Genomic DNA, 23,025 nt, shown 5'->3' on the forward strand with positions numbered 1-23,025 from the left:
GCGTCAATCCACGGGGACAGTCGCCACCGGCGCAATTCGCGAGCCCGTACCGATGACAGGATTGCTTCATGACCGCAACACTCGTGGCGCAGGACCTGGCTGGTGGGTACGGCCATCGCACCCTCTTCGATTCGCTTGATCTGACCATCGCGCCGGGCGACGTCGTCGGAGTCGTCGGAGCGAACGGCGCCGGAAAGTCGACGCTGCTCCGGTTGCTCGCCGGCATCGATGAACCGCAGGCCGGCACGATCGCGCTGGCTCCGGCCGATGCCTTCGTCGGGTGGCTGCCACAGGAGCATGAACGCGTCGTCGGCGAGACGGTGGCGGATTACATCGCCCGGCGCACCGGATGCGCCGAAGCGACCAGGGAGATGGATGCTTCCGCCGCGGCGCTCGGCGACCCGTCGCTGGCCGCCCCCGGCGTCGACCCCGCGGACGCTTACTCGAACGCGCTCGATCGCTGGCTGGCCAGCGGCGCGGCCGACCTCGATGAACGCATCCCTGCTGTCCTCGCCGATCTGGGGCTCGTGCTCGGCGGCACGGACGCCGGGGAGATCCTGATAACCTCGCTCTCGGGCGGCCAGGCTGCTCGCGTCGGACTGGCCGCGCTCCTGCTCTCCCGCTTCGACATCGTGCTGCTGGATGAGCCCACCAACGACCTCGACCTCGATGGTCTCGAGCGACTGGAAGCCTTCGTGAGGGGACTCCGTGGCGGCGCGGCGCTGGTCAGCCACGACCGCGAGTTCCTCGCTCGCTGTGTGACGCGGGTGCTGGAGCTCGACCTGGCGCAGGGCTCGAACCGTGTATTCGGCGGCGGATACGACTCCTACCTGGAAGAGCGTGCGACGGTTCGCCGTCACCAGCGCGAGAAGTACGACGAGTTCGCCGAGAAGAAGGCCGACCTCGTCTCACGAGCCAGGACGCAGCGGGAATGGTCCAGTCAGGGCGTGCGCAATGCGATGAAGAAAGCGCCGGACAACGACAAGATCAGGCGCAAGGCCTCGACCGAGTCCAGCGAGAAGCAGGCGCAGAAGGTGCGTCAGATGGAGAGCCGGATCGCTCGGCTCGATGAGGTCGAGGAACCGCGCAAGGAGTGGCAGCTCGAATTCACCATCGCTGCTGCGCCTCGTTCGAGTTCCGTCGTCTCGACGCTCAGCTCCGCCGTCTTCCGGCAGGGCTCTTTTGCCCTCGGCCCCGTGTCGCTGCAGGTGAACGCGGGGGAGCGCATCGGCATCACCGGTCCCAATGGCGCGGGCAAGTCGACGCTCCTCCGGGCGCTGCTCGGGCAGCAGCATCCGGATGAGGGAACTGCGAGCCTCGGGGCGAGCGTGCAGATCGGCGAAATCGATCAGGCGCGCTCGCAGCTTTCCGGGTCTCTTCCGCTCGCTGCCGCCTTCGAAGGGCTCGTCCCCGAGATGGCGACCGGCGAGGTGCGCACGCTGCTGGCCAAATTCGGACTCAGGGCCGATCACGTGAATCGTCCGGTCGACGAGCTGTCGCCGGGGGAACGCACGCGTGCGGGACTCGCCCTGCTGCAGACGCGCGGCACGAACCTCCTGGTGCTGGACGAGCCGACGAACCACCTCGACCTCGCAGCCATCGAACAGCTCGAGCAGGCGCTCGAGCCCTACGAGGGCACACTGCTGCTGGTCACCCACGACCGGCGGATGCTCGCCACGGTGCAGACCGATCGTCGGTGGCACGTCGACGCCGGGCAGGTCACGGAGATTTGAGACCGGCCGCGTGCGTGCCGATTCGCGGATTCTGGCGGCTGGGCACTCGCTGATCGGTAGAGTTTGCACCACGGATTGGGACGAGGTGCCGTGGACGTCATCGCGCTGACTCTGATCGTTGCCGCCGCGTTCGGCACGATCGCACATCTGCTGCGCGTTCCGGCTCTGGTGGGATTCCTCGCCGCAGGTTTCGTGCTCGGCGCGGCGCAGGTCGCACCCTTCGTCGGACTCGATCGGATCGCCGAAATCGGCGTGACCCTGCTGCTGTTCACGATCGGTCTGAAGTTCGACATCCGTGCCCTGCTCCGCCCTGAGGCGTACGGAACCACGGCCATCCACATGCTGCTCAGCGTGCTCGTCGGCGCGGGAACCGTGGGCCTCGCCAGCGTGATCGGGTTCACGTCGGTGGACGGCTGGCGGACTCTGGTGCTGGTCGGCTTCGCTCTGTCTTTCTCATCGACCGTGCTGTGCGTCAAGGTGCTCGAGGATCGCTCCGACGACGGATCTCTCTACGGGCAGACGGCCATCGCGATCCTGGTCATCCAGGATCTCGCGGCGGTTGTGTTCATCACGGGGAACGCGGATGATCCGCCTGGTCCCTGGGCGTTCGCGCTGGTGCTCGTGTTCCCGCTGGCGTGGCTGATGCGGCGGCTGCTGACGTTCATCGGACACGGAGAGCTTCTGGTGCTATTCGGCGTGGTGATGGCGCTCGGGCCGGGCTACTTCGCGTTCGAGGCAGTCGGGATCAAGGGCGATCTGGGCGCTCTGGTGATGGGGCTGTTGTTCGCCACGCATCCTCGCGCCATCGAGATGTCGAAGGCACTGTTCAGCGTGAAGGAACTGTTCCTGATCGGTTTCTTCCTCCTGATCGGCATGGGGGCGTCGCCGACCTGGGCGGATGCCGGACTCGCACTCGTCCTGTGCATCGTGCTGCTGCCGCTCACCTTCATCGGGTATGTCTGGCTGGGCCGCCTCTTCGGACTGCGCAATCGGACCGCCATCAGAACCGGTCTCGTGCTCAGCAACTTCTCCGAGTTCTCGATCATCGTCGCCGCATTCGGTGTCTCGTCAGCGCTGCTGACGGAACGCTGGCTGACGGTCGTCGCGATCGCGGTCGCGCTCAGCATGGTGGTCTCGTCGGTCGCCAACGCCCACGGTCTGCGCCTCATCACGGCGCTGACGTGGTTGCCTGCTCAGCAGATCTCGAAGCTCCGGCCGTCCGATCGCCCGATCGACACCAGCGGCTCAGACGTCGTCGTACTGGGCATGGGCCGCGTCGGTCGGGCCGCCTACGAGCGGCTCGCGGAGGAGGGCGGATTGCGCGTGCTGGGCATCGACAACGATCACGCCGTGATCACCCGGCTGGAGGCCGACGGCCTTCACGTGCTCGAGGGAGACGCGACGGACCTGGAGTTCTGGAGCCGCCTCGTCTCCGGCGGGTTCGTCAAGACCGTCGTGCTGGCGATGGCCTTCCACGGGTCGAACACGTTCGCGCTCGACCGCCTCCATGAGGCAGGCTTCGACGGCCGCGTGGTCGCGGTCGCGCAGCATCCCGATCAAGTCGAAGCCCTGGCAGCCAAGGGCGTGCACGGGGTGCTCAACATCTATGCCGGCGCCGGGCACACCCTGGCGGGCCTCGCGATGGACGTCTGATCGGCGGGTGATCTCATCCGTCGTCCTTCTTGTTGTCCTTCTCGGCCTCGCGCTCGGCCTTCTCCTTCGCCCGTTCGGCCTCCTCTGCGGCTTTCTCAGCCTGCTTGTCCTGATCGTCGTCAGTGTGGCCTGTCGGCGCGTCGCCGCCAGGATCGGAGGCCGGAGCCGGGCGTTCAAGGATGCTGCCGGTGAGACGTGACGGTGCGGTCATCGACCCCGCTCCGATTGCTCCCGTCCACACCCCGACCAGGATGCACAGCGCCGCAACGACCGCCGAACCGATCACGATCATCGGCGCAGACCGATGGCGCGGGCTCTTCGCGCGGTGGTCAGGCGAGGAGTGTTCGGTCCCAGACCCACCGGCGGGAAGCAAGCGGGTGCGTTCGAGCGAAAACGCAACAGTCTCCTCACCGCCAGACGAGACCGCCGCGGCAGACGCCGGCCGGACCGGTTCGGGCAGTCCGGCGGTGCTCTCGGCCACTTCGCGTGCGGACGGGCGCGCAGCGGGGTCTGGCGCTGTCATCCTCGTGAGCAGGTCGGTCCAGTGCGGACCTATCCATTCGGGAATCCGGGGTGGTCCGACAAGCCGTGCCATCACCGCACCGACGCCCATCGCCTTCGGGAATGCCCGCTCACCGGTGAGCGCTTCAAGGAGTACCAACCCCAGTCCGTAGATGTCGCCAGCAGGCGACGCCGCTTCGCCGCGTACTTGCTCCGGAGAGAGGTAGGCCGCGGTGCCGACGACGGTTCCCGGTGATGTCACACGGGTGCCATCCATTAGGAGTGCGATGCCGAAATCTGCGAGTTTCGGCTGGAATGTCGCGCCGGGCAGCGCCCCCGGGGCGAGCAGAACATTTGCCGGCTTGACGTCTCGGTGCACAATCCCTGCGGTGTGCACCAGATGCAGCGCCGATGCCAGGTCTCGCGCGAGGCTGGCGACCTCAGCAGGGGCCAAGGGGCCGTCGTGCAGACGGCGGGCGAGCGTGGGACCGTCGACGAACTCCATCACGAGGTAGCTCGACTGCCCCGGAATGACTTTCGCGTCGAAGAGCGCGACCAAAGAGGGGTGCGTGAGCGAGGCGAGAAGCGCGATCTCGTTCTGGACACGTGCCGGAGCAACCAGCGTGTCCGCATCGGCGTGGATCATTTTCACGGCGACGGTGCGTCCGAGCAGCAGGTCTTCAGCGCGGTACACCCGTGCGGCACCGCCCTGTCCGACGAGCTCACCCAGCTGGTAACGCCCGTCGAGCAACGCAGCCGTCGGAGTCTCTTCGGCTGTTGTCATCTTCGTCCTCTCGGATGGCGCAGCGGAACTGCGGGGCCTTCAGACCCTAGTACCCGTCGACGGACTATGCCCGAGGGTTGACCCTGACGCGGATACCTGCAAGCCGCGCTATTGCGGATATCATCCGGGCATGAACACCCACTCCGCCCGCTCACAAGTTCGCCTCCGAATGATCGTATCGATCCTCGGCGGGGGAGCAGTGGGGATCGGCACCTCGTTCCTGCTGGGGCCAGCAGCGGGGATCCTTGCCGGATGGGGCGCCTTCGCCCTGGTCAGCGTTCTCTGGGTACTCTTCCTGGTCTGGCCCATGGGCCCGACCGAGACGCACGAGCACGCGACGGTCGAGGCACCCGGCCGCAAGGCAGCTTGGCTGATCTCGATCATCGGCAGCCTGGTGAGCCTCGCGGCCGTCCTCAGCGTGATCATCCAGGCCCAGCACGCTCCGGGCATCGAGGAGTACGTCCTGGCCGGCATCGCGGTCGTGAGTGTCGCGAGCTCCTGGTTGCTCATCCAGGTCGACTACGTGCTGCGCTATGCGCGGATGTACTACAGCGACCCGCAGGGCGGCATCGACTTCAACCAGGACGAGCCGCCGCAGTACACGGACTTCCTCTACTTCTCGCTCGGGCTCGGCATGACCTATCAGGTCGCCGATACCAATGTCACGACCAACGTCGTTCGCCGCGTCGTGATCGCGCAGACCGCACTCGCCTACCTCTTCGGCACGGTCATCCTCGCCACGATCATCAACCTGGTGACCGGCTTGGGCTGAACACTGATCGCGCAGCACGCAGACGCAGGGATGCCGCGACCCGATCGGGTCGCGGCATCCCGTTTCTTCGGTCAGACCGTCTGCGAGAGCACAGCGAACGAGATGGCGCCGGCATCGTCGACGCCGGCATCGAGCACCTTGTCATCCAGCGCAGCAGCCGCGGCGTCTTCGGGGAAGAGGCGGGTGCCGGAGATCTCGACGACCTGATCGTCGGGTTCCGGGTGGGGCGTGACGACCACGGCGAGGCGGGCGCCGCCGTCCGGTGCTCCGGTCGCGGTCGAATGGATGCGGAGCCCTGCTTCAGCGGTGTCGCTCTGACGGCTGACGAGGGTGGTGACGATGGCGGTGGCGTTATCGGTGAGGGTGAGCACTGGTCTCTCCTTACGATTGCGGACACGACGCGGTCGCGACATGTCCGGGCTACGATTCCCCACCTCCTGGACGGATACAACCTGAAACGCCGGATTCGGAGGGACCTCACATGTGGCGCCGGCATACGTCGTCGGCACCTTCTGGGACGACGCAGATTCTGTCAAGCCCCTCGGTTCGGGCTCTCGCACCGGATAGCTTCCGGGGCAGGAGGAAACCACCATGGCTGAAAGCACGAAGACCACGAAGAGCACCACCTCGGCGAAGAGCGCTTCGTCGAAAGGATCGAAGACCACACGGCGCCAGAACGCGGAGAAGGGGTTCACCGCGTCAACGGAACTCGCTGCGAACCTTCAGATCGTTCTCGTCGATCTGCTGGAACTCGCGCTGCAGGGTAAGCAGGCGCACTGGAATGTGGTGGGTCGCAATTTCCGCGACATGCATCGGCAGCTCGACGAGATCATCGCGGATGCTCGCGCGTTCAGCGACACCGTCGCAGAACGGATGCGCGCGCTCCACGCGGTTCCAGACGGGCGCAGCGACACAATCGCATCGACCACGACGCTCCCGGAGTTTCCGGCAGGCGAGGTGTCCACCGCGGACACCGTCGACCTCATCACCGCGCGCCTCGAGACCACTGTGGCGACGATGCGCAGGGTGCATGATGCGGTGGACGAGGAGGACCCGACCTCCGCGGACATCCTGCACGCCGTCATCGAACGCCTGGAGCAGTTCGCATGGATGGTGAGCGCGGAGAACCGGACGCCGGCGAAGCGCTGAGGTCGGGGCGGGTGACAGGCATGCGATATCAGGGCTTGAGGTCGTGCGCACCCAGCGTCCGGCGGACGAGCCGGGGCAGTGCCACCCAGAGCCCGAGTACGCCGACGATCGCCGCGACCAGGGCGATGACGCCGGCCGTGCGGTTGACGGCGAAGTCGATGATGAGCGTGGTGACCCCGATGGTCAGCGCTCCGATCACGAGGAGATCGATCTTCACGATGCGCGCGGCGACGCGCACCAGCTCGGGCTTGCGCTGCCGGCCGAACAATGCGCGATGCATGCCGACAGGTGCAAGGGCGAGGATTGTCGCGACGGCAGCCAGCGCCACAAGGACGACGTACAGATCCCTCTGCAACTCGTCCATATCGGTGAATCTCGGCTGGAACGCCACGGCGAGCAGGAATCCGGTGAGAATCTGCGTACCGGTCTGCATGACGCGCAGCTCCTGGAGCAGGTCGTCCCAGTTGCGGTCCGCCCGCTCGTTCGGTGTCTCGTCTCGTCCGTCGGGGCGATCATCTCGCCGGGGATCCTGCGGCGCTGTGCGGTCGGAGGTCATGACCTCAGTGTCGTGCGCGTCCGCCATCGATGTCCAGGGGCTTGCCGCCCCGCGTAGAAAGGAATCAGAATGACTCTTCCCCCGATTCATGAGTGGTGGCCGCGGCTTTCCATCGAGGCGCGGCATGAGATGATCGCCAGCGGTTCGCTCCGCCTCGACGAGACGGTGCGAGAGGAGATCAGGACGATCACCGGTGCGGTGGTCGGCGCTGAGGAAGAACTCTCCGATCAGGACCTCGACTATGCGCGCACGCAGATGGAGGCGGTGGACTGACGACTCGCTCGTCAGGCTGGAGTACCGCCGGCCAGTGCGCGGGCGATCGCAGGATCCAGGCCCGGCACATCGTCGACGGGCACGGCGAGTGCGAGAAGCGCACGACTGAAGTAATTCCGGACGGCGGCCGCCAACGTGATGTCGACGATCTGCCGGTCCGAGTACCCGGCGTCGCGGAGCGCCTGGGTGTCGGCATCCGTCATCGAGTTCGCGTCCGAGGACAATTTCGCGGCGTATCGGATGACGGCCTGCTCTGGTGCCGTGAAGGCGCTGTCGTCGTTGTCGGCGAACGCCGCCAGCCCGGCCTCATCCACAACGTCGGCGCGCAGCGACTTGCGGCCGTGCGCGAGCAGACAATGGGTGGAGCCGATCTCCCGCGCGGCGCCGAGTGTGGCGGCCTCGTACACGCGCAATCCGATGGACGGGACGACCGCGCGGATGAGGTTCTCGAAGGCGACGTGCGCTTCGGGATTCATCGCCATCGCCTGGGTATGGCCGAACACGAACCCGTCGGCGGACATGTCGCTCGCGTACATATCGGCAATATGCCCTTGAGCCGTCGCCGCAGGCGGGGGAGTGATGATCATGGCTGCTCCTTCGCGTCCGGTGCGCGGGGCTGCGTGAACCGAACGCAACCCCAGGCGCCACCCGGGAAGACTACGCCGCGCAGACCAGCGAGGGAAGGCCCTCAGCGAGGTCGAACGGCCCTACCTCCGTGACGCAGGCGTAGCATCGAGGGATGATGAATTCGAAGGAGAACTCGGCAGCGCCGCAGACGCCGCTTCTGCCGCTGCCCGATGGGCTGAACCTTCTCCCGGGCGACGGCACTGCCGGCTACTGCGCAGACGGCGTCTGCCACATCCCCGCTGGACACATCGCTGCGCAGAAAGCGGAGTAGCGGCAGACGCCGTCGGCGTCGATCAGTGGCCTGTGTGCGACGGCTCTTCGTCGTGCTCGGCCGGCTTGCGGATGAAGAATGCCCCGACCACGGTGGCGGTCGCGATCACCGCACCGACCAGGAACGCGATCTGCGAACCCGCAGCGACGGCCTCCGGCACCTCCGTGCCACCGTTCGCGTTCACGACCAGCGTGAACAGCGCCACCATCACGGCGATGCCGGCTGCTCCCGCGACCTGCTGAACGGTGCCGATGACGGCGCTGCCGTAGGAGTAGAACTTCGGCGTGAGCGATGCGAGCGACGCCGTGAACAGCGGTGTGAACGACAGTGCGAGTCCGACGGACAGCAGAGTCTGTGCGACGACCACCACCCAGACGGACGTGTCGACGGTGAGCGTCGTGTAGAACCACAGGGTGCCGGCGGCGAGGATCGAGCCGGGGATGAGCAGGATGCGCGTGCCGCGCGCGTCGTAGATGCGGCCGATCGTCGGGCCGAGCAGTCCCATCGCGAGCGCACCCGGAAGTACGGCGAGTCCCGCATCGACGGCGGGGAGGCCGAGAGCGTCTTGCAGGAACAGCGGTACGACCGTGATCGTGCCGAAGAACGCCAGCGAGAGCAGGAACATCTGCGCCATCGCCAGGGAGAACGCCCGAGACGAGAACACCCGCAGATCGAGCAGAGCGTCGTCGACCCGCTGCAGGATGATCTGGCGCCAGAGGAACAGCCCGAGGCCGACCACGCCGACCGTCAGCGCGATGATCAAGGGGGCGGCCGATGCCGCTCCGCCACCGGCGAGCGCGCCGATCTGGCTGAGTCCGTAGACGATTCCGCCGAAGCCGAACGCGGACAGGATGATCGAGGGAATGTCGAGCGGTGCCTGCGTGGTCTCGCCGACGTCGGTCAGCCAGCGCCACCCGACGAACATCGCCACGAGCGCGATCGGCAGCACGACGACGAAGATCGAACGCCAGCCGAAGTGATCCAGCAGGAAGCCGGACATCGTGGGGCCGAGTGCCGGTGCGAGAGAGATGACCGTGCTCACGCGACCCATCATGCGCCCGCGAGCAGCCTGCGGGACGAGGTTCATCATCGTGGTCATCAGCAGCGGCATCATCAGCGCGGTGCCGCTCGCCTGCACCACACGGGCGGCCAAAAGCATCTCGAAGCCGAATGCGAGTGCGGCGAGCAACGTGCCGAGCGAGAAGAGGGCGAGAGCCGCGAGGAACACCTGCCGCGTCGTGAAGCGCCGCAGCAGGAATCCGGTGGTGGGGATGACGACGGCCATGGTGAGCATGAATGCGCTCGTCACCCATTGCGCGGCCAGGGGCGAGATGCCGAGGTCGTCGATGAGATGGGGGATGGCCATCCCCATCGTGGTCTCGTTGAGGATCGCCACGAAGGCGGCGGTCAGCAGCACCCAGATGACGCGCATGTCCTTGCGCGGAATCAGCTCCCCCTTCGCCGGGGGAGTCGTCGTGATCGAGCCGGTATCGACGGCAGCCATGCGGCCTCCTGGGGGTGTGGTGGGGATTGTGCACGAATGCGCGGGAACCATTCAGCGTAACGACGCCCTCGGACATTTCATTCCGGAAGCCCTAGAATCCGCCCAGAGCGGATTCGGAGAGCATCCGTGTCGGCACACCTGGCTACGCTGAAGCACATGAGCATGGGTGGCGGGATGGGTGGCCGCGGTGGCTTCCACGGTGTGGACGAGGCCGCGCAGCGGCGGCTCAACGCCCAGGCGCCGCGCATCCGCGCACTTGGCGCCCGGGTGATCGAGCTGTTCCGCCCTTACCGTGGGCGCATCCTGATCACCGGACTCCTCGTGATCGTCGGAGCGGCCATCGCCGTCGTTCCTCCGCTCATCGTGCAGCGAATCTTCGACGATGCGCTGTTCCCGCTGGACGGCGGGAATCCGCAGATCGCGCTGCTCATCCGCCTCGTCCTCGCGATGATCGGTCTGTTCCTGCTCTCCGCGGTGCTCGGCGTCGCGCAGACGTGGTTGACGTCGACGGTGGGCAACAGCGTCACCGGCGATCTTCGCGTGCGCCTGTTCGAGCATCTGCAGGCGATGGAGCTCGGCTTCTTCACCCGCACCAAGACGGGTGTCATCCAATCCCGCCTGCAGAACGACGTCGGCGGCGTCTCCGGGGTGCTGACGAACACCGTCACCAGCATCCTCGGCAACGTCGTCACCGTCATCGCCTCGCTCGTCGCGATGATCCTGATCGACTGGCGTCTGACGCTCATCGCGGTCGTGCTGATGCCGTTCCTCGTGATCGTGCAGCGCCGCGTCGGGCAGGTGCGCGCGCGGATCGCCGGCGAGACGCAGGAGTCGCTGTCGGAGCTCACCTCGATCACGCAGGAGACGCTGAGCGTCTCGGGGATGCTGCTGTCGAAGGCGTTCAACCGGCAGCGCACCGAGTCGGCGCGGTATCAGGCCGAGAACCGCAATCAGGTGAAGCTCCAGGTGCGCCGAGCGATGAGCGGGCAGGGCTTCTTCGCGGTCGTGCAGGTGCTGATGGCGTCCGTCCCCGCCGTGATCTACCTCGTCTCGGGCTATCTGATCACTGGCGGCACCGACGCGATCACGGCCGGAACCGTCGTCGCCTTCACCACCGTTCAGGCCCGGTTGCTGATGCCGCTGATGGGGCTGATGCGCGTCTCGCTCGATCTGCAGACATCGTCGGCGCTGTTCGCGCGGATCTTCGAGTATCTCGACATGGTCCCCGAGATCCAGGACGCGCCGGACGCGATCTCGGCCACGAACGCGCCAGGCCCGCGCGGCCGCATCGAGTTCGCAGACGTGGTCTTCCGCTACCCGGATGCGTCAGCCGAGGCTCGTCCGACGCTGCAGGGCGTTTCGTTCGTCGCCGAGCCGGGGGAGCACGTCGCATTCGTCGGGCCATCCGGCGCGGGCAAGACCACCGTGCTGTACCTCGCTCCGCGTCTGTACGAGGCGCACGGGGGAGCGGTGTTGTTCGCCGGTGCCGACGTGCGCCGGTTGACGCAGGAATCGATCATCGACGACGTCGGGATCGTTTCGCAGGAGACGTATCTCTTCCACGCCACGATCCGCGAGAACCTCCTCTATGCGAAGCCGGATGCAAGCGAGGAAGAATTGATCGCCGCATGCGCGGCGGCGAACATCCACCACATCATCGCCGGATTCGAGCGCGGCTACGACACGGTGGTCGGCGAGCGCGGGTACCGGTTGTCTGGCGGCGAGAAGCAGCGCATCGCGATCGCCCGGGTGCTGCTGAAGGATCCGCCGGTGCTGCTTCTCGACGAGGCGACATCGGCATTGGACACCGTGTCGGAGCGCGTCGTGCAGGAGGCGCTCGATGAGGCGGCGCGCGGGCGGACCACGCTGTCGATCGCGCACCGGCTGTCCACAGTGATGGGCGCCGACGTCATCCACGTGCTCGAGGCCGGGCTGATCGTCGAGTCCGGCACCCATGCCGAGCTGCTCGCGCTGGGCGGCTTGTACGCCGAGCTTGCCGCGGAACAGGTCGCGGCTTCGCGGGTGCTCGAGACCGAGACTGCGGTCGAGGAGGCCGTGTCCGGCGGCGTCGGCGCTGCGCTCACCGAGCGGCGTGCGGACCGCGCTCCTGAGAATTCGGCAGGTGCGGATGCGGTGGCGGCACTGACGTCGCCGGTGCCGCTCCTCGATGTGCCGCGTGCCGACGAACGGGTGCATCCGGTCGACAGCTGACCCCCGGGGTGTCAGTGCACCGAGAGGTTCAGTGCACCGAGAGACCGCCGTCGACGAACAATGAGTGGCCCGTGACGTAGGCGGATCCTGCGCCCGCGAGGAAGACGGATGCTCCAGCGAAATCGCTCGGCAGGCCGTTGCGGCCGATCATCGTGCGTGCGGCGAGGGCGCCGACCTTCTCCGGATCCTCTTGCAGCCGCGCGTTCAGCGGCGTGAGCACGAATCCGGGGACCAGCGAGTTGCTCGTCACACCGGTACCGCCCCATGCCTCCGCCTCCGAACGCATCAGCGATTCGACCGCACCCTTCGAGACGCCGTACACGCCGCTGCCGACGAAGGCGCGGTGGGCCTGCTGCGAGGTGATGTGGATGAGGCGCCCGTATCCGCGTGCCGCCATCCCCGGGGCGTATCGCTGCCCGAGCAGAAACGGTGCCAGGGCGTTCACCGTCATCGTCGCATCCCAGTCGGCCTCGGAGATCTCCGGGTACGGCGGGCGGATGTTGATGCCGGCAGAGTTCACCAGGATGTCGGGTTCGCCGAACGGGTGGACGGCCTGCTCGGCGACCGCCCGGATGCCGGCCCGGGTGCCGAGATCACCGATGACGCCGGCCGCGCGGCATCCCGCGTCGACCAGTTCACGTACGGTCTCGTCGACGCGATCAGCGCCGCGGGCCACGATCACGGTGGCCGCGCCGGCCTTGGCCAGGGCGGTGGCGATGCCACGGCCGATGCCGGAGCTGCCGCCGGTGACGATCGCGGTGCGGCCGGCGAGGCCGAAGAGGTCGTTGAGGTAAGCGTTCATGCGGCTCCTGAGGCTTTCACCAGGCGATGGCGGCGGCGAAGTTCGGATCAGGGACCGCGGCGGCGAATTCGGGTAGCTCCTGCAACTCTCCGATGAAGGATGCGACCTCCGCCGAATAGGCGGGGTCGGGGTGCGTCTCGGCGATCGCCAGCAGGGGAGGCACGTCCATCGCGAGGATGAGTTCGAGCCGCACAGCCACGGCCGCGTGCGCTTCCGCTTCGCGCAGCACGCGGATGCCGCTGCGGAGGCCGTGGAGATAGTCGCGGAGCACGGGCAGTTGGGCCTTGCTCTGCGTCAGCGAGCTGCCGTCGGCGCGGAACCGCCAGTGCACCAGGACGTCGGGGACGACGTCGAAGGCCCGAGCCCTGGTGTTCATCAGCTGGGCGACGACCTGATCCTCGTACGCGACGTTCTCCGGGAACCGGAGGCCGGTCCACAGGTCGGTGCGGCTGATCTTCGACCAGGCGACGATGTTCGTTGACGCGTGCGGGTGGGCTGTCAGCGTTGTGGCCAGACGCTCGGGGCGGGTCGCCGCCGCCACCCAGGGCTGCAGGCGGCCGGGGACGTATGTCTCTCCCTGCAGCCGCGTGCGCACGTAGGCTCCGGCGGCGAAGTCGCTCCCCGTCGAGGCGAGAGTGCCGGTGAGGCGCTCGAGCGCGGTCGGCATGAACTCGTCGTCGGCGTCGAGATAGCCCAGCAGGGGAGTGTCGACGAGGTCGATGCCGACGTTGCGGGCGGCTCCAAGCCCTCGCGAGGCGTCGTGCCGGATCACCCGGAAGCGCGAGTCGCGGGCGGCGGCATCGGTGAAGATCGCTCCCGTGTCATCGACCGATCCATCGTCGATCAGGATCGCCTGCCAGCGCGCCTCGGTCTGCGCTCGCAGCGAATCGAGGGCGGCAGGGGCGAAGGCGGCGATATCGCGCCCGGGAACGATGATCGTCACGATCGGGGCGGCGGCTGTAGTCACCAGCAGAGTCTATGACCGTCCTCGGGCCGAGGCCCCGCGCCGGCCTGAGTGTGACTCCCCGTCAGCCATAACTCCGGAGAATCCACATATGCGCGCCGGTCTGACCGCGGAAATACGCGGACGCGAGCTCGAAGGAGGACCGGTTCTCCGGAGTCATGAACCGGCGACCGCGCGCACCGCATCCGCGACGAGCGCCGCGAGGCGCTCGGGGGCGTCGTCCGGCAGGACCTCGCGACCGAAAGTGAACCGCACCGACGTCTGCGCGACTTCAGGCCGGATGCCGCACGCGAGGAGCACGTGCGAGGGCTCGTCGCTTCCGGCGGCGCACGCCGAGCCGCTCGACGAGATCACTCCACGCCGCTCCAGCTCCAGCAGTACCGCCTCGCCGCTCGTCCCCGCGAAGGTGAAGCTCGCGGTGCCCGGCAGGCGGTGCACCGGATCGCCAGTGAGCGCCGCTCGCGGAACTGCTGCCAGGACCCGGGCGATGAATCGCCCGGTCGCCGCGCCGACGCGGGCGGAGACGGCATCGCGTTCCGTGTCGGCGAGCTCCAGCGCCACGGCCATCGCCACGGCCCCGGCGACGTTCTCAGTGCCGGATCGGCGCCCACGCTCCTGGCCGCCGCCGTGCAGCAGGGGTTCGAGCGGCACCCGCCCTCGCACCGCGAGCACCCCGATCCCCTTGGGGGCACCGAGCTTGTGACCGGCGAGCGAGATCGCGTCGGCGCCGAGCGCACTCAGCGACAGCCAGCCGGCCGACTGCACGGCATCGACGTGGAGCGGAACACCGGCCGCGCGGGTCACAGCGGCGAGGGCAGCGACATCCTGCACCGTGCCGATCTCGTTGTTCGCGTGCCCGAGCGACACCAGCGCCGTATCGTCGCGCAGCGCGGCGGAAAGCCTCTCGGGAGTGACCCGCCCGACGGCATCCACCGCGACGCGAGCGACCGACACCCCGTGGAGGCGGTGCAAGTAGTCCGCTGATTCCAGAATCGATTCGTGCTCGATGGGCGTGGTCACCAGGTGTCGACGGCCGCTCCCGAGTGCCGCCAGCACGATGCCTTTCACCGCGAGGTTGTTGGCTTCGGTGCCACCGGCAGTGAAGATGACGTCGGAGGGACGCATCCCCAGCACCCTCGCCACGCGCGCCCTGGCGTCATCCAGTGCGCTCGCCGCAGCCTCGCCGACGGTGTGGTGACTGGACGGGTTGCCGTACACCCCGGTCAGGTAGGGGCGCATGGCCTCCCACACTTCCGGACGCACCGGGGAGGTTGCGGCGTGGTCGAGGTAGAGCATCAGGCGATCCGCACATCCAGGCCGAGGTCGAGTGCCCGTGCGGAATGAGTGAGCGCCCCGACGGAGATGACGTCGACGCCGGTCTCGGCGATCGCCCGCACGGTGTCGAGGCTGACGCCTCCGGATGCCTCGACGGTCGCCCGATCGCCGATGAGGTCGACGCCGGCGCGGAGATCCTCGAGCGAGAAGTTGTCGAGCAGCACGGTGTGCGCTCCGCCATCGAGCACAGCGGAGATCTGGTCGAGCCGGTCGACCTCGACGACCACATGCGTGGTGTGCGAAAGCCGTGACAGCGACTCCCTGAGCGCCGTCGCGAGATCCGCCCCCGACCTCTTCAGCACTGCGAGATGGTTGTCCTTCGCCATCACCGCATCCGAGAGCGAGAAGCGGTGATTGCTGCCGCCGCCCGAGACGACGGCGTGCCGCTCGAAAGCACGCAACCCAGGGGTGGTCTTGCGGGTGTCGGCGATGCGCGCACCGGTGCCGGTGACCGCCGTGACGTATGCGGCCGTCAGCGTGGCGATCCCGCTCATCCGTTGCGTGAAGTTCAGGGCGACGCGCTCGGCGGTGAGGATGCTGCGCGCCGACCCTGACACCGATGCGAGCACGTCGCCGGGAGTGAAGGAATCACCGTCGCCGACGTGCACGTCGACGACGAGTGCCGGGTCGGTCAGCGCGAACGCGGCGGCGAAGACATCGCCGCCGCTGAAGACGCCGGCCTCTCTGGCGACCAGGTCGGCGGTCGCGGTGGCGTCTGCGGGAAGCAGCGTGCTGCTGGTCAGATCGCCCCAGGGCGCGTCCTCTTCGAGGGCTGCCCCGACGACACGGGTGAGGGTGGCGGCGGTGAGCATCAGACGGTCTCCAATTGTGGTGCTTCGATGCGGTCGGCGCTGCGGTAGTGGGCGCCGACGGATTCGGTGCGGGCGAGGGCGGCGGATGCCGTGGCATCGGCGAGCAGAAGCAGATTCACGTCCTCGTGCTCGGCGACCGTGTGCGCAGCGGTGGCATCGGCACGCCAGGCGCGGATCGTGTCGAGCGCGTCGGCGAGGCTGTCGTCGGTGCGGAGCAACCCGACTTCGTCCCACATCACCTGCTGCAGCGCCGCCCGGCTGAACGGTCCCCGTTCGTTCCCGTCGCGAAAAGACCCGGTATTCGCGAGGTTCAGCGGGATTCTTTCCGCCGGGAGCGGGCGATCGGATGCCCGGGGCGAGCCGAGAGCCGCAGCAGCGCGGGCGCCGAACACCGCACCCTCGAGCAGGGAGTTCGACGCCAGGCGGTTCGCCCCGTGCACGCCGGTACGGGCGACCTCGCCGACGGCGAAGAGGCCGGGCAGCGACGTGCGGCCGTCGAGGTCGGTCACGACCCCGCCCATCAGGTAGTGCGCCGCCGGCGTCACCGGGATCGGCTCGCGTGCCCAATCGAAGCCGCGTTCGCGGGTGACCCGATCGATGGTCGGGAAGCGCTGAGCGAGGGCGGAAGCCCCGATCATCGTGGCATCCAGCCGCACCGGCGATCCCTGCGCGGTGGCCTGGCGGGCGATCGCTCGGGACACGACGTCGCGGGGCGCGAGTTCGCCGTCTGGATGCACGTCGAACGTGAACCGGCGCCCCGCGTCGTCGATGAGCGTCGCCCCCTCGCCGCGTACGGCTTCGGAGATGAGGAACGCCGGACCGGCGGCCAGGATCGTCGGGTGGAACTGGACGAACTCCAGATCGGCCACCTCGGCGCCTGCGCGCAGCGCCGCGGCGATGCCGTCACCGGTCGTACCGGCCGGGTTGGTCGTGTGCGCGTACAGGTGTCCAGCGCCGCCGGTGGCCAGGATCACGGCATCCGCGGCGAGGTCGGCGGTTGAGCCGTCGATCAGCAGGCGGATGCCGCGCACCGCGCCGTCGCGGACGATCAGATCGATCAGGAACGCGTCCTCGACGACCTCGATGCTGGTGCGGCGCACGGCAGCGACCAGGGCGCGGGAGATGGCGGCACCGGTCGCGTCGCCGCCGGCGTGCACGATCCTCGCGTGGCTGTGCGCGGCCTCGCGCCCGAGAAGCAGTTCACCGTCGGCGGACCGGTCGAAAGCGACGCCGCGTGCGATGAGTTCAGCGATCCTCGTCGCACCTTCGGCGACGAGGACATCGACAGCCGCCGCATCCGAGAGACCGGCGCCGGCGATCAGGGTGTCCGACGCGTGCTGGGCCGCTGAATCCCGAGGGCCGTATACGCCGGCGACCCCGCCCTGGGCGAATCCCGTGCAGCCGTCGCCGAGCGCCGCCTTGGTCACGATGGTGACCGCGTGGCCCGCCTCGTGCGCATGGAGCGCCGCGGTGAGGCCCGCGATTCCCGATCCCACCACGAGCGTGTTCATCGGACGCCGTCCACGACGGGCGGCTTCGCCGCCAGCATCCGCTCCAGCGCCACGCGTGCGGGGTCGGCGACGTCGGCGGACACCTGGATGCGGTTGGGCGTGCGACCGGCGACGAGTTCCTCGAGCACCCAGGCGAGGTAGCCGGGGTGGATGCGGTACATCGTGGAGCACGGGCAGACGACCGGGTCGAGGCAGAAGATCTCGTGCTGGGGGTACTGAGCGGCGAGCCGACGAACGAGGTTGATCTCGGTGCCGATGGCGAAGGCGGTCGGTTCTGTCGCGGCGTCGATCGCGCGGCGGATGTAGTCCGTGGAGCCGGCTTCGTCTGCGGCATCCACCACTTCCATCGGGCACTCCGGGTGCACGATCACGCGTACGTCCGGATTCTCGGCTCGCGCCTGGTCGATCTGCGCGACCGTGAAGCGTCGGTGCACCGAGCAGAACCCGTGCCACAGGATGACCCGCGAATCGACGAGCTCGGTGGCGGTGGAGCCGCCGAGCGGACGCCGCGGATTCCACATCGGCATCTGCTCGAGAGGGACGCCCATCGCCTTGGCGGTGTTGCGGCCCAGGTGCTGATCGGGGAAGAAGAGCACGCGCTGCCCCCGCTCGAACGCCCACTCCAGGACGGTCTGCGCGTTCGATGACGTGCAGACGATGCCGCCGTGCCGTCCGACGAAGCCCTTGATCGCGGCGGAGGAGTTCATGTAGGTCACCGGGATGACCGGGACCCGGCCGGTCTCGTCCACGGCGTCCATGTCTCCGAGCACGTCGGCCAGCTGCTCCCAGCACTCCTCGACCTGGTCGATGTCTGCCATATCGGCCATCGAGCAGCCGGCGGCGAGGTTCGGCAGGATCACGGCCTGATCCGGACCGGAGAGCAGGTCGGCGGTCTCGGCCATGAAGTGCACTCCGCAGAAGACGATCGCCTCGGCATCTGCGCGTCCCTTCGCCGCCGTCGCGAGCTGGAAGGAGTCGCCGACGTAGTCCGCGTGGCGGACCACCTCTTCGCGCTGGTAGAAGTGGCCGAGGATGACGACCCGGTCTCCGAGCGTCGCCTTGGCGGCGCGGATCCGCGCGTCGAGCTCGTCTTCGCCTGCCTCGCGGTATGCGGCGGGCAGTTCGCCCTGACGAGGGGCCCCGGTCGGGATGACGTCGCCCATCGACGAGCCGGGCCCGTAGCCGGGGCGGCTGTCGAAGTCCCATGGACCGGCCGCGAGATCGGTGCTGCACGTGGCGTCGATGGAGGCGCCGGAGACGATCGCCTGGATCGCGTGATCGACCGAGGCGTCGGCCTCGGGAACGGTGGGCGTCGGGACGAAGGTGATGCTCATCGGGTGCTCGTTTCGTCGGAGCCGAGCGGGCCGCGATCGGCGAGCTCGACGTCGGTGTTGTAGCGGTAGAGGCGGGCGGGACGGTGGCTGCCGGTGCGGAAGCGCTCGGTGGGGAGAAGGTTGCCGGCGGCTTCGACCTGGCGGCGGAAGTTCGCCGGATCGAGGTGGCGGCCGAGGATCGCCTCGTAGGCCTCGCGGAGGTCGGCGAGCGTGAATTCGGCGGGCAGGAAGCCGTGCGCGACCCGGCTGTAGCCGACCTTGTTGCGGAGCCGCCAGAGCGCGTACTCGACGATCTGGTTGTGGTCGAAGGCGAGTGGCGGCAGAGCGTCGACGTCGAACCATCGAACGTTCTCCGGTGCGTGTCCGGAGGCCAGGTGCGCAGCGCTCTGTGCATCGACGTCATCCGAGCGCAGCAGCGCCCAGTAGACGATGGAGACCACGCGGGTGGGGGAGCGGTCCACGGCGCCGAACGCATAGAGCTGTTCGAGGTAGCTCGGCGAGAGGCCGGTCGTCTCTGCCAGGGTGCGCGCGGCCGCGTCGACTGCGGATTCCGCAACGGTGAGCCAGCCGCCGGGCAGCGCCCACTGGTCGGCGTAGGGCTCTCTGGTGCGCAGCACGAGGGGCAGCGCGAGTACGGCTTCGCCGTTCGCAGTGCGGCGCAGCGTCAGGATCACCGTCGAGACGGCGACTCGGATGCCGTGGCTTTGAGTCATTGTTACCTTAACCTCCGATTCGATCTTAGTGTCAGACCGACCCTTAGTGCACATCGATGACGAAGATCGACGCTGAGTCCGAAATGTTATGTCCGGAGCTGTGGAGAGGTTGTTACCCCGGATGGGGTTTGTTAGGTTACTGTCCTAACAAACCCCATCCGGGGGTGACTCCATCCGGAGAGAATCCCTCCTGCAGTGCAGCACCGAGAGGAAAAAAGAAGAATGAATAGAAACGGGAAGCGCAAGATCGCGCTCACCGCCGTGGCGGGGGCATCGGTCCTCGCCCTCGGCCTGACGGCCTGCGGCACCGGCGGAGGCGGCGAAACGGCCGCGTCCGGATTCGACCCGGAGTCCGCCAAGGGACAGGACATCACCTTCTGGGTGATGGGTGGGGACACCCCCGAAGAGGCTCGCGAGTTCCTCGTCGATGCGTATGAAGAAGCGACCGGCGGCACGCTCACCATCGAGCAGCAGGACTGGAGCGACGCGCTCACCAAGCTGACCAACCAGCTTCCCGACGCCAAGAACACCCCTGATGTGACCGAGATCGGCAACACCTGGTCGCCCACCTTCACGACAGCCGGTGCGTTCAGCGACCTGAGCCCGATCTTCGAGGATCTCGGCGGCGACAAGCTGCTGGAGTCGTTCGTCGAGGTCGGCGAAGTGGACGGCAAGCAGTACGCGCTGCCGTACTACTTCGGCTCCCGATACATCACCTACCGCAAGGACATCTGGACCGCTGCCGGGCTCGAGGTTCCGAAGACGCTCGACGAGTTCAGCGAGTCGGTCAAGGCGCTTCACACCGACGGCCAGTCCGGTTTCTACATCGGCGGTCAGGACTGGCGCAACGGCATCTCCTGGATCTTCGCCAACGGGGGAGAGCTGGCCAAGAAGGACGGCGACAAGTGGGCTTCCACGCTGTCCGACCCGAAGTCCATCGCGGGACTCGAGCAGTTCCAGGACATCTTCACGGGTGCATCGAACGCTCCGGCCACCGAGGACGACTCGACGCCATGGATCAACATCAACAACGACAAGGGCGGCGCGGCTCCGACCGCGGCGACGATCATCGCTCCGGGCTGGGCTCACTGGTCGGTGGGCGACTACACCGGTGACAACGACGAGGGCGCCGAGGTCCGTGAGTGGAACGACGCCACGTTCGGCGTGTTCCCGCTCCCCGGCCTCGAGGAGGGCTCGGTGGCACCGGTCTTCGCCGGCGGCTCGAACATCGGTGTCTCGGCCAAGAGCGAGAACCAGGCAGGGGCCAAGGAGCTCCTCCGGATCATCTACTCGGACGAGTACCAGACGCTGCTCGCCAAGAACGGCCTGGGTCCGGCGAATGTCGACTTCGTCGGCGATCTCGGCGACGACCAGTTCGCTGAGGCGCTCGTCGACTCCGCACTCGGCTCGAAGCTGACCCCGGCAGCGCCCGGTTGGGCGGCGGTCGAGGGCAAGAAGATCCTGGAGGAGTTCTTCGGCAAGGTCGCGGAGGGCGGAGACGTCGCAGACCTGGCGAAGGAGTACGACGCCAAGATCGACGCCGTCATCAACGGTTGATCACCCTGCGTGGGGGTCGGGTCCGCCCGGCCCCCACGCGTATTTCTCAGACAGGCAGTGCCCGCATGACCACCACAGATGCCCCCGTTTCGCCTCCCGGCCGCACCGGCCGCTCGACCGGCGCCGATCCGTCCGTTCGGCGTCGCGCGCTGGCGCCCTACTTCCTGATCCTCGGCGCCGTTCTCGTGCTGCTGCTCGGCATGGGGTATCCCGTCGTCTGGCAGATCGTCACGTCATTCCAGAAGTACGGGGCGATGCAGCAGCTCGGTGGCAAGGCCCCCGACTTCGTCGGGTTCGACAACTACATCGCCATCGCGCAGGACGGCACGTTCTGGGCGGTGACGTTCCGCTCCGTGCTCTTCTGCCTGGTGACGGCATTCGTCACCATCGTGGTCGGAGTCCTCCTCGCACTACTGATGACCAAGATCCACGCTGCGGCACGCTTCACCCTGCAGATCGCGCTGCTCCTGGCCTGGGCGATGCCCGTGATCGCTGCGATGACCGTGTTCATCTGGCTCTTCAACCGCCAGCGCGGCGTCATCAACTACCTCCTCAGCATGATCCCCGGTGTCGACATGAAGGGATTCAACTGGATCGGCACCACACCGCTGCTCTTCTTCATCGTCGCGTCGATCATCATCATCTGGATGTCGGTGCCGTTCGTGGCGTTCTCGGCGTACGCCGGCCTCACCCAGGTCAGCGGGGAGGTCCTCGAAGCCAGTCAGCTGGACGGCGCGAGCGCCGTGCAGCGGTTCCGCTTCATCGTGTTCCCGGTCCTCAAGCCGGTCATCGCGATCGTCCTGCTCCTCAACCTCATCTGGGATCTGCGCGTCTTCGCCCAGATCACCCTCCTGCAGGACGCCGGGCCCAAGTCGACGGACTACGACCTCCTCGGCACCTACATCTATAAGACCGGAGTCGCCGGGCTTGATTTCGGAGCCGGAGCGGCGATGTCGATCTTCGTCCTGGCGCTGACGATCGCGCTGAGCTGGTTCTATGTGCGCAGCCTCATCAAGGAGGAGGGAAAATGACCGTCACCGCCGCCCGCACCGCTGTCGAGAAGAGCGCCGGTCGCGTCGCCGTCAGTGCCGACGGGAGTCGCATCCCAGTGCGTCGCCGGAAGCTCCGCCTGGGCACGTGGCTGCTCAGCATCCTGGCGCTCGTCATCGCCGTCATCTGGGCGTTCCCCGTTTACTGGATGGTCAACTCGTCGATGCTGTCGACGGCCACTCTCGAGTCCTTCACCCCGACGTTCTTCCCGGTCGGCGGGTCCTTCTCGAACTTCGAACGGGTGCTCACGCCGTCATTCTTCTCAGCGCTCGCGGTCAGCGTCGGAGTGACGCTTCTCTCGGTCGCCGTCTGCCTGACGTTCGCGTTCCTCGCGTCCATCGCCATCAGCCGGTTCAAGTTCCGCGGTCGCGTCTCGTTCATCGTGACGATCCTGCTCATCCAGATGCTCCCGGCCGAGGGGCTCTTCATCGCGCAGTACAAGATGATGGCGAGCTTCGGCCTGCTCAGCAACGTACTGGGACTCAGCATCCTGTACGTCGCAGCCGTCGTGCCCTTCACGATCTGGATGCTGCGCGGCTTCGTCGCAGGTGTTCCGGCCGAACTCGAGGAGGCGGGGATGATCGACGGACTCAGCCGGACGCAGGCATTCGTGCGCATCACCCTGCCCCTGCTGGCTCCGGGCCTCGTCGCCTCAGGTGTGTTCGCATTCCTGCAGTGCTGGAACGAGTTCACGGTTGCGCTGGTGATCATGGAGAACAACCGGACCCTGCCGCTCTGGCTGCGCGGGTTCGTCCAGCAGAGCGCGACCCAGGCCATCGACTGGGGTCAGGTCATGGCGGCCTCGACGATCGTGGCCATCCCGGTCATCATCTTCTTCGTCATCGTCCAGGGGCGCATGACGAGCGGACTCGTCGCGGGCGCCGTCAAGGGCTGACATCCGAGCCTGGCTCCG

At 67.6% G+C, this 23,025-nt stretch carries 22 protein-coding genes; 10 read left to right on the forward strand and 12 right to left on the reverse strand.

Annotated features, from left to right (window positions below; translation table 11 throughout):
• Positions 1-68: 68 nt before the first annotated feature.
• Both MRBLWH12_RS01865 and MRBLWH12_RS01870 read left to right on the forward strand, forming a co-directional pair.
• On the forward strand, positions 69-1,733 hold the full coding sequence (locus tag MRBLWH12_RS01865) for an ABC-F family ATP-binding cassette domain-containing protein (protein WP_363545482.1): 1,665 nt from the start codon (positions 69-71) through the stop codon (positions 1,731-1,733).
• 90 nt (positions 1,734-1,823) lie between these two features.
• On the forward strand, positions 1,824-3,386 hold the full coding sequence (locus MRBLWH12_RS01870) for a cation:proton antiporter family protein (RefSeq protein WP_363545485.1): 1,563 nt from the start codon (positions 1,824-1,826) through the stop codon (positions 3,384-3,386).
• Between the two features lie 13 nt (positions 3,387-3,399).
• Here the strand turns inward: MRBLWH12_RS01870 and MRBLWH12_RS01875 are convergent, their stop codons facing one another.
• The gene (locus MRBLWH12_RS01875) at positions 3,400-4,671 is read right to left on the reverse strand and encodes a serine/threonine-protein kinase (RefSeq protein ID WP_363545488.1); all 1,272 of its coding nucleotides are present in this window, start codon (positions 4,669-4,671) and stop codon (positions 3,400-3,402) included.
• A 130-nt stretch (positions 4,672-4,801) separates the two neighbouring features.
• On the opposite strand from MRBLWH12_RS01875, the gene MRBLWH12_RS01880 reads away from it, so the two are divergent.
• Positions 4,802-5,443 (forward strand): DUF1345 domain-containing protein, encoded by a 642-nt coding sequence (locus tag MRBLWH12_RS01880; RefSeq protein WP_363545491.1) that lies wholly within the window; start codon positions 4,802-4,804, stop codon positions 5,441-5,443.
• 71 nt (positions 5,444-5,514) lie between these two features.
• Here MRBLWH12_RS01880 and MRBLWH12_RS01885 read toward each other — a convergent pair whose 3' ends face one another.
• Complete coding sequence (locus tag MRBLWH12_RS01885; RefSeq protein ID WP_363545494.1) at positions 5,515-5,814, reverse strand: Fe-S cluster assembly protein HesB; 300 nt, start codon at positions 5,812-5,814, stop codon at positions 5,515-5,517.
• Positions 5,815-6,034: 220 nt separating this feature from the next.
• Between MRBLWH12_RS01885 and MRBLWH12_RS01890 the strand changes: the two genes are divergently transcribed.
• Positions 6,035-6,592: a Dps family protein gene (locus MRBLWH12_RS01890; RefSeq protein WP_363545497.1), complete on the forward strand. Its 558-nt coding sequence runs from the start codon at positions 6,035-6,037 to the stop codon at positions 6,590-6,592.
• 28 nt (positions 6,593-6,620) lie between these two features.
• Here the strand turns inward: MRBLWH12_RS01890 and MRBLWH12_RS01895 are convergent, their stop codons facing one another.
• Positions 6,621-7,148, reverse strand: a complete 528-nt coding sequence (locus MRBLWH12_RS01895) for a DUF6328 family protein (protein WP_363545500.1) — start codon at positions 7,146-7,148, stop codon at positions 6,621-6,623.
• 69 nt (positions 7,149-7,217) lie between these two features.
• Between MRBLWH12_RS01895 and MRBLWH12_RS01900 the strand changes: the two genes are divergently transcribed.
• Complete coding sequence (locus tag MRBLWH12_RS01900) at positions 7,218-7,421, forward strand: hypothetical protein (protein WP_363545503.1); 204 nt, start codon at positions 7,218-7,220, stop codon at positions 7,419-7,421.
• Positions 7,422-7,432: 11 nt separating this feature from the next.
• Here the strand turns inward: MRBLWH12_RS01900 and MRBLWH12_RS01905 are convergent, their stop codons facing one another.
• On the reverse strand, positions 7,433-8,008 hold the full coding sequence (locus tag MRBLWH12_RS01905; protein ID WP_363545506.1) for a carboxymuconolactone decarboxylase family protein: 576 nt from the start codon (positions 8,006-8,008) through the stop codon (positions 7,433-7,435).
• Positions 8,009-8,160: 152 nt separating this feature from the next.
• Here MRBLWH12_RS01905 and MRBLWH12_RS01910 point away from each other — a divergent pair, with 152 nt between their 5' ends.
• Positions 8,161-8,319, forward strand: coding sequence for a hypothetical protein (locus tag MRBLWH12_RS01910; protein ID WP_363545509.1), 159 nt, complete (start codon positions 8,161-8,163; stop codon positions 8,317-8,319).
• A gap of 22 nt (positions 8,320-8,341) precedes the next feature.
• Here MRBLWH12_RS01910 and MRBLWH12_RS01915 read toward each other — a convergent pair whose 3' ends face one another.
• The gene (locus MRBLWH12_RS01915; RefSeq protein WP_363545512.1) at positions 8,342-9,823 is read right to left on the reverse strand and encodes a DHA2 family efflux MFS transporter permease subunit; all 1,482 of its coding nucleotides are present in this window, start codon (positions 9,821-9,823) and stop codon (positions 8,342-8,344) included.
• 162 nt (positions 9,824-9,985) lie between these two features.
• Here MRBLWH12_RS01915 and MRBLWH12_RS01920 point away from each other — a divergent pair, with 162 nt between their 5' ends.
• Positions 9,986-12,034: an ABC transporter ATP-binding protein gene (locus MRBLWH12_RS01920; RefSeq protein ID WP_363551279.1), complete on the forward strand. Its 2,049-nt coding sequence runs from the start codon at positions 9,986-9,988 to the stop codon at positions 12,032-12,034.
• A gap of 28 nt (positions 12,035-12,062) precedes the next feature.
• Here MRBLWH12_RS01920 and MRBLWH12_RS01925 read toward each other — a convergent pair whose 3' ends face one another.
• From MRBLWH12_RS01925 to MRBLWH12_RS01955, 7 genes are all read right to left on the reverse strand, one after another.
• Positions 12,063-12,836, reverse strand: a complete 774-nt coding sequence (locus MRBLWH12_RS01925) for an SDR family NAD(P)-dependent oxidoreductase (protein ID WP_363545514.1) — start codon at positions 12,834-12,836, stop codon at positions 12,063-12,065.
• 16 nt (positions 12,837-12,852) lie between these two features.
• The gene (locus tag MRBLWH12_RS01930) at positions 12,853-13,803 is read right to left on the reverse strand and encodes a glycosyltransferase family 2 protein (RefSeq protein WP_363545517.1); all 951 of its coding nucleotides are present in this window, start codon (positions 13,801-13,803) and stop codon (positions 12,853-12,855) included.
• Positions 13,804-13,956: 153 nt separating this feature from the next.
• A complete protein-coding gene (locus tag MRBLWH12_RS01935; RefSeq protein ID WP_363545520.1) occupies positions 13,957-15,096 on the reverse strand; it encodes a cysteine desulfurase family protein in 1,140 nt (379 codons plus the stop codon).
• The gene (gene nadC, locus MRBLWH12_RS01940) at positions 15,096-15,947 is read right to left on the reverse strand and encodes a carboxylating nicotinate-nucleotide diphosphorylase (protein WP_363545523.1); all 852 of its coding nucleotides are present in this window, start codon (positions 15,945-15,947) and stop codon (positions 15,096-15,098) included. Before nadC ends, MRBLWH12_RS01935 begins: the two co-directional genes overlap by 1 nt.
• A complete protein-coding gene (gene nadB, locus MRBLWH12_RS01945) occupies positions 15,947-17,458 on the reverse strand; it encodes an L-aspartate oxidase (protein WP_363545525.1) in 1,512 nt (503 codons plus the stop codon). The genes nadC and nadB overlap by 1 nt, the downstream gene beginning before the upstream one ends.
• Positions 17,455-18,792, reverse strand: a complete 1,338-nt coding sequence (gene nadA, locus MRBLWH12_RS01950) for a quinolinate synthase NadA (RefSeq protein WP_341975386.1) — start codon at positions 18,790-18,792, stop codon at positions 17,455-17,457. The genes nadB and nadA overlap by 4 nt, the downstream gene beginning before the upstream one ends.
• Positions 18,789-19,505, reverse strand: a complete 717-nt coding sequence (locus tag MRBLWH12_RS01955; RefSeq protein ID WP_341975385.1) for an NUDIX hydrolase — start codon at positions 19,503-19,505, stop codon at positions 18,789-18,791. The genes nadA and MRBLWH12_RS01955 overlap by 4 nt, the downstream gene beginning before the upstream one ends.
• 222 nt (positions 19,506-19,727) lie before the next feature.
• Between MRBLWH12_RS01955 and MRBLWH12_RS01960 the strand changes: the two genes are divergently transcribed.
• From MRBLWH12_RS01960 to MRBLWH12_RS01970, 3 genes are all read left to right on the forward strand, one after another.
• Complete coding sequence (locus tag MRBLWH12_RS01960; protein WP_341975384.1) at positions 19,728-21,062, forward strand: extracellular solute-binding protein; 1,335 nt, start codon at positions 19,728-19,730, stop codon at positions 21,060-21,062.
• A 65-nt stretch (positions 21,063-21,127) separates the two neighbouring features.
• Positions 21,128-22,093, forward strand: a complete 966-nt coding sequence (locus tag MRBLWH12_RS01965; protein WP_341975383.1) for a carbohydrate ABC transporter permease — start codon at positions 21,128-21,130, stop codon at positions 22,091-22,093.
• Positions 22,090-23,007 carry a carbohydrate ABC transporter permease gene (locus MRBLWH12_RS01970; protein ID WP_363545529.1) on the forward strand — a complete coding sequence of 306 codons (918 nt, stop codon included), beginning with the start codon at positions 22,090-22,092 and terminating at the stop codon, positions 23,005-23,007. Before MRBLWH12_RS01965 ends, MRBLWH12_RS01970 begins: the two co-directional genes overlap by 4 nt.
• Positions 23,008-23,025 lie beyond the last annotated feature (18 nt).

The organism is Microbacterium sp. LWH12-1.2, assembly GCF_040675825.1.
GTDB lineage: Bacteria > Actinomycetota > Actinomycetes > Actinomycetales > Microbacteriaceae > Microbacterium.

Coding starts and splice junctions, on each gene's coding strand:
- MRBLWH12_RS01955 (WP_341975385.1), bottom strand. CDS start 19,505: ATGACTCAAAGCCACGGCATCCGAGTCGCCGTCTCGACGGTGATCCTG.
- MRBLWH12_RS01970 (WP_363545529.1), top strand. CDS start 22,090: ATGACCGTCACCGCCGCCCGCACCGCTGTCGAGAAGAGCGCCGGTCGC.
- nadC (WP_363545523.1), bottom strand. CDS start 15,947: ATGCTCACCGCCGCCACCCTCACCCGTGTCGTCGGGGCAGCCCTCGAA.
- MRBLWH12_RS01890 (WP_363545497.1), top strand. CDS start 6,035: ATGGCTGAAAGCACGAAGACCACGAAGAGCACCACCTCGGCGAAGAGC.
- MRBLWH12_RS01895 (WP_363545500.1), bottom strand. CDS start 7,148: ATGACCTCCGACCGCACAGCGCCGCAGGATCCCCGGCGAGATGATCGC.
- nadA (WP_341975386.1), bottom strand. CDS start 18,792: ATGAGCATCACCTTCGTCCCGACGCCCACCGTTCCCGAGGCCGACGCC.
- MRBLWH12_RS01920 (WP_363551279.1), top strand. CDS start 9,986: ATGGGTGGCGGGATGGGTGGCCGCGGTGGCTTCCACGGTGTGGACGAG.
- MRBLWH12_RS01875 (WP_363545488.1), bottom strand. CDS start 4,671: ATGACAACAGCCGAAGAGACTCCGACGGCTGCGTTGCTCGACGGGCGT.
- nadB (WP_363545525.1), bottom strand. CDS start 17,458: ATGAACACGCTCGTGGTGGGATCGGGAATCGCGGGCCTCACCGCGGCG.
- MRBLWH12_RS01965 (WP_341975383.1), top strand. CDS start 21,128: ATGACCACCACAGATGCCCCCGTTTCGCCTCCCGGCCGCACCGGCCGC.
- MRBLWH12_RS01880 (WP_363545491.1), top strand. CDS start 4,802: ATGAACACCCACTCCGCCCGCTCACAAGTTCGCCTCCGAATGATCGTA.
- MRBLWH12_RS01915 (WP_363545512.1), bottom strand. CDS start 9,823: ATGGCTGCCGTCGATACCGGCTCGATCACGACGACTCCCCCGGCGAAG.
- MRBLWH12_RS01960 (WP_341975384.1), top strand. CDS start 19,728: ATGAATAGAAACGGGAAGCGCAAGATCGCGCTCACCGCCGTGGCGGGG.
- MRBLWH12_RS01925 (WP_363545514.1), bottom strand. CDS start 12,836: ATGAACGCTTACCTCAACGACCTCTTCGGCCTCGCCGGCCGCACCGCG.
- MRBLWH12_RS01900 (WP_363545503.1), top strand. CDS start 7,218: ATGACTCTTCCCCCGATTCATGAGTGGTGGCCGCGGCTTTCCATCGAG.
- MRBLWH12_RS01905 (WP_363545506.1), bottom strand. CDS start 8,008: ATGATCATCACTCCCCCGCCTGCGGCGACGGCTCAAGGGCATATTGCC.
- MRBLWH12_RS01865 (WP_363545482.1), top strand. CDS start 69: ATGACCGCAACACTCGTGGCGCAGGACCTGGCTGGTGGGTACGGCCAT.
- MRBLWH12_RS01910 (WP_363545509.1), top strand. CDS start 8,161: ATGATGAATTCGAAGGAGAACTCGGCAGCGCCGCAGACGCCGCTTCTG.
- MRBLWH12_RS01935 (WP_363545520.1), bottom strand. CDS start 15,096: ATGCTCTACCTCGACCACGCCGCAACCTCCCCGGTGCGTCCGGAAGTG.